This is a genomic window from Pseudoalteromonas sp. MEBiC 03485 (genome assembly GCF_004195145.1).
In the GTDB taxonomy this organism is placed as follows: Bacteria; Pseudomonadota; Gammaproteobacteria; order Enterobacterales; family Alteromonadaceae; genus Pseudoalteromonas; species Pseudoalteromonas apostichopi.
In genome coordinates this window covers 33,694-47,789 of the sequence record NZ_SGBT01000003.1, presented here as the reverse complement: position 1 = coordinate 47,789, position 14,096 = coordinate 33,694, and the positions used below count along the sequence as shown (strand labels likewise).

The window sequence follows — 14,096 nt, the reverse complement described above, 5'->3', positions numbered from 1 at the left end:
AGTCACTTTAGATTTTATTGGCCAAAGAGCTGTAGCTTGTATCAAGCCAATATTGAATGATGTGAGAAAAAACAAGATCGTTGGGTATATAGCGAATACCCCCAAATACTTTGTGACCTTTTTCAAGAAGCTCAGGGGGGGCAAATTTGTAAAGCGAAACATAGCCCCCCATATAATTACTTTCGACTTTTAATGCAGGAATGTTACTTACTCGCTTAACAAGTAAATCAATATAAGACTGTTTAAGCTCTTCTATATATGCAAGGAGTTGCCTATTGGGGTTTGCACTTTGATGCATTGCTAGGGCATATATGTCCCGCACTTTTTCAATGATTTTACCTTGCGGTATCTCTGGACAATAAACAAGACAGCCATGGTTATACTCTAATTTACCATTCTTTAGTGTGACTGGCCTTGATAACATTTGACTTTGCGCGCACATCAAGCACAAAAGAAATAGTTTCCCATTTATTGTTACAAACTCCATCCCACCACTTGGCACCTCTTTAGATGGCACCGCTCTAAAACCACAACATTGACACGTAAAATTGAGAATACGCATTCCTTTGTATTCATTTCTAGTTGGTGTAGCTGTTAGCAAACCTGCAGAGCTATGTGATTTTTCTGCTTTAGGATAGAAATTCATGATGAAAACCTGTAAAAATTAGGGGGGACGTGGCAGTAGCGAAACACGTTCGCTACTGGCACACTTCCAGAAACAGAACGAACTAGTTGCCTGCGCCCTTCACGATTGATTTTAGGTTATCAGCTGTTTGCGTTGTGCCCGTAGCTGTGTTTGAGAGAACCGCTAGCCAAGTCCATAATCCAATCAAGAAAACCCCCGCACCTAACGACATCCACAATTTACCTTTACCTTCTTGCTGATTATCGCGAGAGTTGAATAATTTGACACCAGAAAAAGTGAACAGGATTAAGCCAATTAAACCGGCTGCTTGCACCCAGCCATCAACAGCCTGACTAGCTTGAGAGCCTGCTTGTTTAAAAAGTGATGCCGCATCCGTTACGCCACCACCAGCATTCGCATCTGCATAGAACGAGACAAAGCTCAGCGCCACTAGCGCAATTAATAATAGTTTTTTCATAATTACCTCTGTTTGTTAAAAATTAATCTTTAATTACAATTTACTGTGTTAAGTTTTCTTTCATTTTTTCGTATGAATCACTGACTCCAAATGTTCCCCCAGCTATATCCACAGACACTTTAAAGTTTGCTAAGGCCATTCCTATAACGATTGCCGCCGCCGCCTTTCGTTTTATTCCAGGCTGGTTATACTTCGGTGCTTCTGACATTTTCAGCCAACCAGCAATAAAGCCGAACCAACCAAAGGCCATGATGATTATCTCTGCCGAATTAAAGAGCATTAAGGAATCATTGGTCGCACTAAAGCCCGTCCCAACCGTATCAAAAACAGCCCCCATTTTTTTTCCATAAAATGTGGCTGACGTAATATCCATCCACCTTTGGATATTGATCAATACAGGTGATACAACTAGACCAAACCATGCAGTTGCTCTTACCCCCTTTTCATTACTTGTACTCTTTAAAAGTGTTGTTCCCGAAATAGTAAAAACAAACAAGCCTAATACAATGATTACAGCCTTAAACCCCTCCATGATCCCTGGGATTTGTTTTGTAAATGCGGAAATAACACTGAAAAAATCCATTACTTATTTCCTGCTAATCGTGCAATGTTGGGTGCTTACTTTTCTTGCTGCTACATCCACACTTATAACAACACCACAATTCGGTATTTCAATACCTTCAAATACACGCAAATTTTTACCTGTACTTGTGTTGTAAATTTGTGTGAATCGTTCACTTGCAATCTTTAACACCCAAGAATGAGAGCTATTCCATGTAATTTTTTCTGCTTTATTTGTGCTGACCGTTTCGTTGTTGTCTTTGGCTTCATCTTTCCCTTGTTTCTCACTCTCTTTTTTTAACTTTTGAACTTCCAAATAAGTAGCCCAGTTACTGTTTACCAACTCATCTACTTCTTTCTTTATTCCATCCAGTGAAGACACTTTTTGTTTTAAAGTCTCAGTTGTTGAAAGAATATTGCCTGTATACGCATTTAGAGCATCAAGCTCTTGTTTAAAAGCATTTAATTGACGATCATAATCCTGAGTATTTAATGTTACAGGAACGGGTCTATCAGCCATTTGATTCAACATAGCGATACTTGTTTTTTGTTCATTCTGCAAGCGCTCAACCTCCACCACAGAGTGCTTGATGGCATTCAAGTCGTTATGCGATGGTAAAGCATCAATTCGGGCAATTACCTCTGCCCTTAAATCCGCCATGGCCGATTCTAGCTGACTGACAGTAACAGTTGGTTCAGCCTTTTGATCATTGCCATAAGTCTTTCCAAAAAAGCTTGGAATTGAACTTGTTACGTTAGGCTTTACCGGTTGTAATAAATTAAACAGCCCGTACCCAAAAACCGCAGCCACAGCGACTGCAATCAAAACTTTTTTTTTCGATTTTTTATCCTTGTTTGGCACCTTTACTTGAGTTGTTTTTTTACGGCTCTTTTCCTTTTTGCCAGCCTTGCTTTCTATTTCAGGCTGCTCAAAGTCGTCATTTTCATCAGCACCTTCATCACCGGCCTCTGGAAGACTTTTGTATATCTCATCATGGTCTACACCTTCTCCTGCCCGCTCAGTTTGAATCCCTTGCAGTACATCTTGAATATCTTCATCTTTATTGTGTTCTGGCATGTTGTGACACCTAAATATTTAATGTCTATATTATTGTTAATATGCAAATGTCATTTAAAGTTATATTTTGCAAAATATTCACTTTTCTGTACCTGATTTGATTACAACATCCTCAAAGAGAAAAATACCTACCTCTTCCCCATATGCAATGTTGCCTGTATAAGGTCTGTTAACATTTTCCATGAACACACTTGCCAACGATTCGCCTAATGGTTCTGTGGCTCTAATCATTAACTCTTTACCGTCCAGGCCAGAGTAAGAAACAACTTTACCTTCTTCGTCATAAGTATCTGTCCGATCTCTTGACTCCCCGACTGCAATAGCTGCACCCTGAATAAGTGAAGCGAAAGTGAGGCCCCCAAATCGATACCAGTAGTGTTTGTCAATATCACCATTCACACTTGCACTTCGTGTAGTTGGATCTACAGCGAGAGCCTGAACTGGATAACACTCACTCTTTTCAGGGCAAAGGCTGGTCACAGCTATAACAATATGATCGTATTTAAGAGCAACGACACCTTGTGCAGTCCCACGGTAGAGAGGGTGTGTGTGTGGTAAGCCCATCAAGTTAAATACAACACGGCTATCTAAGTCAGTATTAACCGTCATCTGGTTTGCACCGTATAAGACTGTGCCAGATTGAATTTTCAATAAGTCGCCGCGAGAAGCCGATGCTATATCACTATTGGTAGTATTAGCATTAACCAGACTTTGTTCGGGGTTTGAAGAACTAGACCCTGAATTAGTTATCGTTTCAGAATTAACAGGTTGTGAGAATGTTGCAACTGACGATGATGGTCTTTCTTTAAAAGCTCCATCGTACTCTGACAACTTCTGCTCCATACTTTGATAGATAGCTAAATAACGTCTATTAAGTCGGGTGATTTCTTTATCTGTTAAGGTGCTTACATCAAGTATTTTGGCTAGTTCAACCTCGGAATCTTTCTCTGAGTTACTAGGCTCTTCATCAACTTGATTTGCCGTGTCACTCTTGGAACTATTACGGTTTGGTTCATCTATCTGTTGTTTTTGTTCCGCGATGAATTCTTTTAATTTGCTGTTAGCATCACGTTCCTCCGGTGGTAATACTTCTGGGATCTCAATCAGGGTTCCGTCTTCTTTCGTAAAACCTTTACTTGTTATAATCACAGCTTGTCCATCTTCTAAAATCGGATTACCTTGGGCGTCAATGAGTGCCCCTGTATTTGTTAGGTTAAGTCTTCGACCTTGATATCTAAGCGGGTAATCGTTTGCATCTACAATTTCATTATTATCATTAACAAACGCTTGCTTTCCTTCTATGAGAACGGGTTTACCTAATCTATCTACTAATAATCCACCAGCCGTTTTATACAGCCCATTACCAATTGATGTTAATTTCCCTCCATTTGTAACCCGAAGCCCTTGAGGATCTAATGAAACTCCTTCTCCATCTTGCAAAACAGCGCCTTTCGCTGGCATTCCTGATCTATTTTTTAGCTCTCCATTATTAGTTAATGCAACCACATTCCCTTCAGCATCAGTCACAGCTACACCGTCAGTTGTATATAAACGCCCACCCTCACCAATTTTTACTGGCTTACCATTAAAGGTGATTGGCTTGCCTTGATCATCAGTTAACAAACCTTCGCGTGTCATATAAATATCACTGTTGCCTATGCGTCTCACCGCTGGCCCATCAGCCCCACCATAAAGATATTGACCATCACCATTTTGTAATAAGACACCTTCAACTGGGTTGCCATTCACATCAACAAGATCCCCTTTGTCATTCATGTGAATTGGGTTACCATCTTGATCTAGGACTGCATTACCATTTTCATCAAATAGCTGACCATTCTTTCCCCTTCTTAACCGCTTCCCTTTGTATGTTATTGATTTCCCGTTCTTATCAACTAGCAACCCATCTTTAGTAGAGAAAATACCTGACTCTCCTAATTGTTCTAATTGATTATCAGAACCTGTCTTTAGTAGTTCTCGGCCCAGTTTTGATTCAAATTCAAAGCCCTCTAAGGTAGCTAGCTCACCGTCTGGAGTAACAATTTGACCTTTACTATTTAGTGATAATGGTTGGCCGTTTTTATCTGTTAACAGCGTGCCATCTTCATCATACAACCGACCGTCAGCACCACGTTTAACCTTTTTGCCTTTGTAGTAAACTTGATGACCGTTTTCATCGAGAAGTGTGTTGTCATTTCCAATACGGAAACCTTTATTAGCAGATATTTTGCTTAGTTTCTTATCAAGTAGGTTAGCTTTGCTTGATAGGTCTTTAATACCAAAATTATCCAAACCAGCTAGCTTGCCGTCTGGAGTAACAATTTGACCTTTACTATTTAGTGATAATGGTTGGCCGTTTTTATCTGTTAACAGTGTGCCATCTTCATCATACAAACGGCCGTCAGCACCACGCCTTACCTTTTTGCCGTTGTAATAAACTTGATGACCGTTTTTATCACGTAGCTCATTATTCTTGTCAATGCGAAAGCCTGAGTTGCCGGTTATAGGTATTAACTTACGCTCTTCAACTTCAAAATCTCTAAGGGTTATTGCTCGACCACTTGGTGTGACAATCTCTCCCTTGTCATTTAACCTTAACGTTTGGCCATCGTCACCAGTGATTAATACACCTTCAGTGTCATATAGTCGCCCATCATCACCAACAAGTACTTTTTTCCCTTTGTAGTAAACTTGATTACCGTTATCATCTAAAAGGCTCCCATCAGTTGCGCGATACATACCTTTATTTTCACTAGCTGGTTTTAGCAGCATATTCTTGGTTTCAAACCCAGCAACAGAAGCCAACTGGCCGTCTGGAGTAACAATTTGACCTTTACTATTTAGTGATAATGGTTGGCCGTTTTTATCTGTTAACAGTGTGCCGCCTTCATCATACAAGCGGCCGTCAGCACCACGGATAACTTTTTTTCCATTGAAGTAGACTTGGTTTCCGTTTTCATCTAATAATTCATTATTTTTACCTGTTTTAAACCCCTTATTTTTAACTGGGGAAAATGTTACAGAGTCTACGGCAAACCCATCTAATGAAGCTGCTTGACCATCGGGAGTAACAATTTGACCTTTACTATTTAATGATAATGGCTGGCCGTTTTTATCCTTTAGTAACTCACCAGTTTCATCATATAAGCGGCCGTCAGCACCACGGATAACCTTTTTCCCTTTGTAATAAACTTGATTACCGTCTTTATCTAGTAACTCACCACCTTTGCCTAATTTAAAACCTTCATTTCCATTAATATCATTAAAAGTACTTGGTTTAGTTGCAAGCCCATCGATAGAAGCTAGTAGGCCGTCTGGAGTGACAATTTGGCCTTTACTATTTAGTGATAATGGTTGGCCGTTTTTATCTGTTAACAGTGTGCCATCTTCATCAAACAAGCTACCATCAGCACCCTGCTTTACTTTTTTGCCGTTATAGTAAACTTGATTACCGCTCTTGGTTAACAATTCTCCATTACTACCGGTCTTAAAGCCTTCATTATCAGTAATGCCCTCTAGCGGATTTTGCTCTACTTCAAACCCATCAATAGAAGCTAGTTGGCCGTCAGGAGTGACAATTTGGCCTTTACTATTTAGTGATAATGGTTGACCGTTTTTATCTGTCAACAGTGTTCCATTTTCATCATACAAACGGCCGTCAGCACCACGCTTTACCTTTTTGCCGTTGTAATAAATTTGATTACCATTTTTATCACGTAGCTCATTGTGCTTATCAACAATAAAACCTTTGTTCTGACTTAATGGAACTAATATTTTTTCATCGACAGCAAAATCTTCCATAGAAGCTAATTGGCCGTCTGGAGTGATAATTTGACCTTTACTATTTAGTGAAAGTGGCTGACCGTTTTTACCCTTTAGCAACGCTCCATCTTCATCATACAAACGCCCATCTGAACCTCGGAAAACTTTTTTCCCTTTGTAATAGATCTGACGGCCGTTTTTATCGAGTAATTGATTTTCGCTTCCAACTTCAAAGCCAATATTATCAGTAATAGGTGCTAATTTACTCAACACGCCCTCAACAACATTGCCATCCTCATCGACTACTAAACCATCATCAAGCAAGGTCATAGCTTGACCTGATGGCGATAATAGTAAATTCCCTTTACTATCATACAAACGCCCATCTTTACCTTGATAAACTTTGCGACCTTTGTAATAAATTTGTTCGCCATGGCCGCTAAGAACAGGTTTAAATCCATCAGAACCTATAATCAATTCACCATCGGATGTAATGATTACTCCTTGGGATGTGGTCAATATGCCTGATTCTGTTATCTTCAGGCCGTTATCATAAATTAATTGCCCACGCTCATTAAGAAACACTTCTTGACCTAAAAGATCTCTAATCACAACGCCTTGGTTTGTTTTTAAGCCGTAAGCATCGAGAGAATCAATTCGCTTGAATCGTCTTATGTCTTGAAAAACATCAGCACCATTAAACAACAAAGATTGCCCATCTTCTGTTGCTAAGTAGCGGTCTGCAGTGTGCCAAATCGCAGATTCAGCCAATTGTAATAATTTACCTTGACGTGATATGCGATGGCCGAAACGGTCAAATGCAACCTTTTGGCTATCTTTCAACGTTCCAGTTAGAAAAACTGGACGGTCTGCAACTAAACGACCTGAATTATTGATTGATACTTGCGAACCGGAAGAGTTAAGAACGGGACCAATTTCAGAGTTAAGAATATTATTAACGCCAACTTTGACATTGTAATTTTGATATGTGATCTCTTGGCCATAAGAGTCCACCAGCATATTTTGACTATTTACGTATAGGTCACTGTCTGAAAACCTTTTGATGTCATTTAGCTCATCAGTTAACATACTGTCGTTATCGATAAGTATGCCTCCGTGAGAAATTAGAATACCTATTCGAGAAAACTTTTCTCCTGCTCTTCCTGTTAATTTCCCGTCATTTTGTTGAAATGCAGTACGATCTTCCCATTTAATGTTCTTTCCGTAGTAATCGTGAAGACGGTTTTCCATATCTTTAAATACAGTACTTGAACCATTGAAAACCGGCTTCGCATCCATCGTAGCGAGCTGTCTGTCTGTTGTAATATAGATGTCTGTGTCATTTACTTGCGACATACCACCAGGGCGATGTGCTTTGTAGCCATTCCCTAGTAATATAACGCCATCACTTGATAGCATGCGGCCCATTAAGCGAATAATTGCTGTTACATCATTATAAAATTTCCCATCTTTAGATAGATGAATAGATTGTCCGTCAGAAGTTTCTATTGGCATTCCTGATTGTGAATGCAATACAACACCTGTATCACTCGTTCTTATTTCATCTCCATCCCACAGGTATGGATTACCCGTTTGGTCGATGATGGTACCATCTGTTTGCACATACACATCAGACTGACCTAAACGGAGACCATCACTCTTATTTATATCAGTGATACCTAGCTTCCTAAGCTCTTCAATTAATGCTTCTCTTGCTGTCGCATCAAACGTACATCCACACCCCTCAATGCTTGCAGCTTTAGTGTCAGGCTTATCATGGTAGAGGACTGGCATTGCAGCGCCAGAGATGTTTTTTGATGCCTTATCGTAATTTTCTTTATTTAGTTCTTGAATGCTTTGTTTGTATAAATCAGAAACTTGCGCATCGACATTACTCGTTTTTGCTCTACCATCAATGCTATCGAGCATGATGGATTTTTTCTTACTTTCAGTATCTTCATCTGAAAATATGAATATAAATACAAGCACAAACAAGACAACGGATATAGATGAAACCATTAAAAATGCGCGGTTATCCGGCGCAAGGAATTTCATATCAGGATTATATTTTGGGAGTTTTTTTGCTACGTTTTTGATAAATGACATCGTTATTCTCCACTCACATTTATCTGATATTCAATGCCATTGTTATCACTCATTACTAACACAGGCCATGCATCAACTTCATAAGTCGAGTAGCCATTAGGGCCTGGATACACTGAGTTAGCCGAAGGATTTATAGGGTGTAGCTTTGTTTTTAAATAGAGTTGATTATCCGTTCCTTTCCATATAACAACTTGGGAATTTGACGATTCAAGCTGTATAAAATCATCCGGTGCAACGCCGTACATCAATTCTTTCATTACTTTGTCGTTACGAATTTCGGTGGTTCTTGTAACCCTTGGAAGGGCGCGACCATTTGGCCCTACCTCAGTGATCTGCAATATAGGCTGTGGGTGGTATTTTTCTTTAGAATTTTCGACACGAATAGTTAGTGAAAGGGCTTTATCCTTTAATAATAAAGTGATGTTAGACGAACCTACACGTTCCAGCGCGGTGAGACGAAAAATGTTTTTGTACGTGTGAGCTTCGATAGCTTCAGTAGTAAAAAGCAAATTATTCCCGCTACTTGCAACCACAATCGGCCATGGCTCACCTGTTTGATCTATAACATTAACAAGCGTTTCATGACCTGGTGTAGTGTAAATTACGGGCGCTTTAGCGCTTGGATCTGTTGAAACTGTTATAATTCCTTTAAGCATCGTTGCTTTTGAGTTGTTGTAAATCGCATCTCGCTCTCTTTTTTTTAGCTCTATTGCCTTTTTAATAACACTGGCATCCAACCCCATTCGCTTTAATAGCAACGAATCCCTTGCTATTTTTGTAAGTTGCTCATCTGTTAACCTGTCGACTTCAGAGCGGCCATCTAAACTGCGCTGTAAATCAGGGTGAACAAACACTTCTTCTTGTGCGTTTGAATAAAACGAAACTAACAAAATAAATAGTAGGCGTTTCATTATCCCTTCTCCCCAATCAAGATTCGCTGTATTTTAAGGCCGTCGAGGTTATCTTCTGTTCTAACAACAAGGACACGGACGTTTAATCTATTTGGCTTAAATGTTTTATTACCCCCACCAATAAACAAATCGATATCAAACGATAATTCATAAAAATACCGCCCATTACCATTGCCAGCGCTCAAGAATTTGGGTGCTTGTCTAATTTCAATCCACATAACCAAATTGTCGTTGGTGATTTTTTCTATCCAACCTTTGTCTACTAATTCCTTTTGATAGGCATTAAATCCCTCAACTGTGAATTTTGTAGACATTGCCAAGAAGTGGTCTTGATAATCGGTAAATGAAATATGCATTGCACTTTCAACTGTCTTCGTGGCGAATCTGATAACACGCCCTTGCGAGTAAGGCTGATCAATTGGCTCAATTTGAACTACTCGACCTTGTTCATCCATTGCGTAACTAAGCGCTGTTGGTGGTCTATTTGTTACTACAGCAAAAGAGATCACGACGATAACTAAAGCAACAATAAGAACTAACAAGATAGAAGAAACGAAAATACCGAAGCGCTTGAGGTGTATATTTTCCTCAACAATCACATCTGATGAATGAGGGCACCCTTCAGTGTATATTCGCTTGAAATTGGGTTTTAATTTCTCCATCTTAGAATGGCTCCAATGAGTAGATTTGTAGACCGCGCATACTTTGCCCACGGTCTACTTCAATAAGGTTAAAAAATAAATCCTCACTCTCGAATTGGTCTTCACCTGAAAGGTTCTCGATGCGGAGCATGATTTTTACTCGGACATAAAAGTGATTAGCACCATTCTGGTACACAGACAGCGCATTAATTTCACTTGATGGCGAAAGTACAGCTGTGACATTTAATGACTCTGCTTTCACGCGAGTCAGTAGACCGCTTGCATTGAGAGTAAGCAGAAATTCGTTGTATGCTTCAGGTGTAAACAATGGCTCTAAAGCTGTTAAATCTTTGTAGTACGTAGAAAAGAAAAAAGTGCGAATTTGTATGGCAGCATCAACCGCAAACTCATAGGCATTTTCATTTGTTACTGCAGGGTTGATTGACGGTGTAACAATACTTGTCTCACCATCAGGGGTATAAAACCCAATATCACCAATGTTCGGCTTTACTATCTCATTGACAGTTAAAATAACTAAGCAAATAAGAGCAACAACACAAGGCACAATAACGCTGAACAAAAAGAAAATACGCTTCTTAGTTTTTAACGAGTCCTTGTAAATGTCGCTAATATCTTCTTTAGAAAAAACATATATTTCTTGATTTATCCAACGCTTATCCATGCTCGTCCTTATTTTCTATCAGCACTTTTTACAATTGTGATAGCCATGTTTTTTAGTGCTACGACCAACGTGTCTGCTATCACAACCATATGCATTGGATGTAGGGAGTGAATAGAATCATCATGGATAAATTCAAAAGGAATGCTTTTAGTCTTGTTTGATAAATCGAAGGAAACTTTAGAGCTAAATGGAAATATATTTTTGCATTCTTGAACTAACTCATCATGCGCTGCTTCAATGGATTTAGATTCAAAGTCAACATCAAATGAAGATCCGTTAATTGTGTCAATTATCGAGCTTAGCAACTGTACTTTTTCCATATCTGCAAGCGATAAAAAATTCTCTGGGTACATAACGCTAGTCACTAATTTTTCATTTTCAATTGAGTATGAAATCTGCAGCTCAATTAGTTCTTTTTTCGTAGTAAGGTCCATTTTTGCCTCATAGTTTTTGGTTTGATGCAATTAAACGTTCCGGCCTAAGTGAAATCAAAGAAAAAGTGAATATTTCCAAAAATAGTTAATGAAATTGCATTGCTATCCGGTGAACAATAAAAAAGAACTAAAAGCGAGTGACACTTTAATGCTTACATTGGATGAGATAATGAAATTAAAAAATAAACCACTTTCAGCCATAGCCTTATGCGCAGCAGCTGTGTTTAGTGCAGCAATCATTTATGGATTGGTGAAAGATGATTTAAAACACCCTAGTGAATTTGGCTCAAATAATGGGGAAGTGTCGCATCAGCAGAACGACATAGCTAAAGCATCCATGGCAGCACAGACTTTGCTTTTAAATACATTTAAGACAGTACCAGAGTTTGTAAGCGTGAATATCGGTCCATCTCAAACATGGTTGTTTCATGTGAAAATCGACGGCAAAGATAGGACGTTTTTTTTACTTCCAGATGGGAAAAATCTTATTGAAGGAAACCTCCTAACAAACTCTGTGGGCGAACAAATCCTTAAAGAGCACCCTAAGCCCCAAGTCGCCTCAACAGAATTAACCAGCAATGAACTAAAGAAAGAATTTTTAACAAAAGTTGGAAAATCGGTTGATAACTCTGACAAAGAAAATACAGATGAAATTGTTGAACAACCTAAAAATACAGAGCAACAACTGCCATTCAAACTGCCAGAACGTAATACTATTTTAACAAGCAAAGACAAAGGTTTATTTTTTGATAGAACAGAAGAGTTAGAGTTTATTGAGGTCGGAGATAAAAACGCACCTCTGGTTTACGTTTATTTCGATTTTAATTGTTCAGGTTGTCGAATTGCGAAAAAGGCGCTCAATGAATTTACTGACACTAATCAGTTACGAGTTAGGTATATCCCTGTTGGCGTCATCCAGCAAGAATCAGCAATTAAAGCAGCATACTCAATAATTCCTAAGTCAAATGACGATAGAACAATATTACTTGAATACTTTTCGCAAAATAAAACTGCTGATGAATTGATTCAAAAAAAGGCACCAAAAGAACGGGTATTGAAAGCCCTTGCTTCAATCAGTGAATCAAACAAAACATTCATGTTTACCCCAAAAAAACTCACGCCCGTATTCACATTTAAGCTAAATGGCGAAGTTGTCATCGCCAACTTAACAAGCAAAAACAGCATTAGAGATATGGTTGAGCGATTAAATAAGCAGGAAATGTCCCTTTAAATTCCCATTTCTGAAGATTGTTTCGATAGCTAATTGCGTTTTGTGAATAATCGTTAAATAGGGTGAATTGTAGCCTTGGAATGAATGTATGAAATATGTAATAGCCGACCCAAGCAAAATATCAATAAAACAAAAAGATTGGCAGCGTACTTTTGATAAGTATGCCCCTTTGTTGCAAAACATTCCTGCTGTAATGCAAGGAGTTACATCGATTGAAAATGCACAAAAGTGGTTGGAATGTGTGGCAAAAACGCATGCAGACTCTCACGTTTCGACTTGTATAAAACAAGCAAGCGGCATCGGTGCAAGAGATGTGAGGGCATTAATAGCCTATGAGCAAGGTGAATACTACCCAGCACTTTCTGCAAATGAAATTTATCAATCAAAACAGCTAAAAGCATTCCCAGCTAGCTTCACTCTAGCGCGTAACGAAGAGCCATTTATCATTAACGCAGTAAGGCAAGTAATGCAAGAAAGGAACGGTATTCAGCGCTCACAAGAAAATGAAGAGCGAATGCTAGCCGGTGAAGGCCAGTTGTGGTTGAAATCTCGCCCATCAATGTATGGTAAGGTCAATGGTCAAGATATCATTGTCGACATTCACATCAACAGAGGCAAGGATGTTACTCATTCAGATGAATTGAGGCTTCACTACCATAGCTTAGTTGCTTGCTCTGTAGATTTATCCCCTAAATCACTGTTCCAAGTAAACATACAATTAGAACCTGAGTTTAAAAAGCAATTGGTGGGAATGGCTGCAATATCTCCTGCAGCTGAGCAGGCAGCTATACACATACTAAAAGAAGCAATTACAAATAACGCTGATACGGTTGAATTGTCTACGCGTCTTATTCAGCAGAACCAAGATACATATGATCAACTAGCGCGAACAGGCCAAAGTCATTGGTCAAGCATGATGTCAGGCAAAGTGATTGAGCAAACTGAAAGCCTAACTGAGCTACCCGCTGATTTAGCAAATGAATATACCCAAATTAGCAAGCAAATCGTTGTTGCAAAAAACCTTAAAGACAAAGCGAGCGAGCTGGAAACTGCAGCAAGGGAGCAGATGCAAAATTTTGCTGCAGTGAACCAAATAAATGGCAATTTCAAGCTACCTTATGATGCTACGACATTAAGAACAAGCACAAAATTTGACCTTCAGGGGTTGCACGATGTGCTTACAACACAATTCAACGTCGAAAGCACATCCTTAAAAAAGGCAGCGATTGACATAGATACATATATGCACCTTTTAGATAAGTCGGCTAAAAACAACCAGCCTATTTCGCATGAACAACTTACATCCGTTATCAAATACGATGGGTTTAATGAAGCAGGGATAAAAACTGCAGCTGAACAATACGGTATAGATTTAGATGATTACTCAGAACAGCATATGAAAGTGTATATGTCAGGGCAAAGCCGTGGCGATATCTACAACGCTATGCAAACCATCAAAAATGAAATTGGCATGTTTGCTGAGAATCTAACAAATGAATTAATTGAATCACCGAGCCTTGACGATGAGCGTCTGAAGCAAAATCTTGCAAACACCGGTGTTTCACACAGTATGGATTTTTAAAGGGG

Annotated in this window: 11 protein-coding genes; 2 read left to right on the top strand and 9 right to left on the bottom strand. The window is 39.1% G+C overall.

Going from position 1 to position 14,096, the window contains the following annotated elements; genetic code table 11:
* Positions 1-7: 7 nt before the first annotated feature.
* The 9 genes from EVU92_RS20730 to EVU92_RS20690 all read right to left on the bottom strand — a co-directional run bounded on the left by EVU92_RS20730 (position 8) and on the right by EVU92_RS20690 (position 11,308).
* Positions 8-646 (bottom strand): hypothetical protein, encoded by a 639-nt coding sequence (locus tag EVU92_RS20730; protein ID WP_130053072.1) that lies wholly within the window; start codon positions 644-646, stop codon positions 8-10.
* Between the two features lie 82 nt (positions 647-728).
* Complete coding sequence (locus EVU92_RS20725; RefSeq protein WP_130053071.1) at positions 729-1,103, bottom strand: hypothetical protein; 375 nt, start codon at positions 1,101-1,103, stop codon at positions 729-731.
* 40 nt (positions 1,104-1,143) lie between these two features.
* The gene (locus tag EVU92_RS20720; RefSeq protein WP_130053070.1) at positions 1,144-1,686 is read right to left on the bottom strand and encodes a hypothetical protein; all 543 of its coding nucleotides are present in this window, start codon (positions 1,684-1,686) and stop codon (positions 1,144-1,146) included.
* A gap of 3 nt (positions 1,687-1,689) precedes the next feature.
* The gene (locus EVU92_RS20715) at positions 1,690-2,742 is read right to left on the bottom strand and encodes a hypothetical protein (RefSeq protein ID WP_130053069.1); all 1,053 of its coding nucleotides are present in this window, start codon (positions 2,740-2,742) and stop codon (positions 1,690-1,692) included.
* 78 nt (positions 2,743-2,820) lie between these two features.
* Positions 2,821-8,610, bottom strand: coding sequence for a hypothetical protein (locus EVU92_RS20710; protein ID WP_130053068.1), 5,790 nt, complete (start codon positions 8,608-8,610; stop codon positions 2,821-2,823).
* Positions 8,611-8,612: 2 nt separating this feature from the next.
* Positions 8,613-9,521 (bottom strand): DotH/IcmK family type IV secretion protein, encoded by a 909-nt coding sequence (locus tag EVU92_RS20705; RefSeq protein WP_130053067.1) that lies wholly within the window; start codon positions 9,519-9,521, stop codon positions 8,613-8,615.
* On the bottom strand, positions 9,521-10,183 hold the full coding sequence (locus tag EVU92_RS20700; RefSeq protein WP_130053066.1) for a DotI/IcmL family type IV secretion protein: 663 nt from the start codon (positions 10,181-10,183) through the stop codon (positions 9,521-9,523). Before EVU92_RS20700 ends, EVU92_RS20705 begins: the two co-directional genes overlap by 1 nt.
* 1 nt (position 10,184) lies before the next feature.
* The gene (locus EVU92_RS20695) at positions 10,185-10,844 is read right to left on the bottom strand and encodes a DotI/IcmL/TraM family protein (protein ID WP_130053065.1); all 660 of its coding nucleotides are present in this window, start codon (positions 10,842-10,844) and stop codon (positions 10,185-10,187) included.
* An 8-nt stretch (positions 10,845-10,852) separates the two neighbouring features.
* Positions 10,853-11,308 (bottom strand): hypothetical protein, encoded by a 456-nt coding sequence (locus EVU92_RS20690; RefSeq protein WP_130053064.1) that lies wholly within the window; start codon positions 11,306-11,308, stop codon positions 10,853-10,855.
* A gap of 139 nt (positions 11,309-11,447) precedes the next feature.
* Here EVU92_RS20690 and EVU92_RS20685 point away from each other — a divergent pair, with 139 nt between their 5' ends.
* Together EVU92_RS20685 and EVU92_RS20680 are read left to right on the top strand one after the other, a co-directional pair.
* On the top strand, positions 11,448-12,509 hold the full coding sequence (locus tag EVU92_RS20685; RefSeq protein WP_130053063.1) for a hypothetical protein: 1,062 nt from the start codon (positions 11,448-11,450) through the stop codon (positions 12,507-12,509).
* Between the two features lie 88 nt (positions 12,510-12,597).
* Positions 12,598-14,091, top strand: a complete 1,494-nt coding sequence (locus EVU92_RS20680; protein ID WP_130053062.1) for a hypothetical protein — start codon at positions 12,598-12,600, stop codon at positions 14,089-14,091.
* The last annotated feature ends 5 nt before the right edge of the window (positions 14,092-14,096 follow it).

Bases quoted from the DNA above. Each gene is read 5' to 3' on its own strand.
- EVU92_RS20720 (WP_130053070.1), bottom strand. From the start codon at position 1,686: ATGGATTTTTTCAGTGTTATTTCCGCATTTACAAAACAAATCCCAGGG.
- EVU92_RS20695 (WP_130053065.1), bottom strand. From the start codon at position 10,844: ATGGATAAGCGTTGGATAAATCAAGAAATATATGTTTTTTCTAAAGAA.
- EVU92_RS20700 (WP_130053066.1), bottom strand. From the start codon at position 10,183: ATGGAGAAATTAAAACCCAATTTCAAGCGAATATACACTGAAGGGTGC.
- EVU92_RS20725 (WP_130053071.1), bottom strand. From the start codon at position 1,103: ATGAAAAAACTATTATTAATTGCGCTAGTGGCGCTGAGCTTTGTCTCG.
- EVU92_RS20730 (WP_130053072.1), bottom strand. From the start codon at position 646: ATGAATTTCTATCCTAAAGCAGAAAAATCACATAGCTCTGCAGGTTTG.
- EVU92_RS20710 (WP_130053068.1), bottom strand. From the start codon at position 8,610: ATGTCATTTATCAAAAACGTAGCAAAAAAACTCCCAAAATATAATCCT.
- EVU92_RS20705 (WP_130053067.1), bottom strand. From the start codon at position 9,521: ATGAAACGCCTACTATTTATTTTGTTAGTTTCGTTTTATTCAAACGCA.
- EVU92_RS20685 (WP_130053063.1), top strand. From the start codon at position 11,448: ATGAAATTAAAAAATAAACCACTTTCAGCCATAGCCTTATGCGCAGCA.
- EVU92_RS20715 (WP_130053069.1), bottom strand. From the start codon at position 2,742: ATGCCAGAACACAATAAAGATGAAGATATTCAAGATGTACTGCAAGGG.
- EVU92_RS20680 (WP_130053062.1), top strand. From the start codon at position 12,598: ATGAAATATGTAATAGCCGACCCAAGCAAAATATCAATAAAACAAAAA.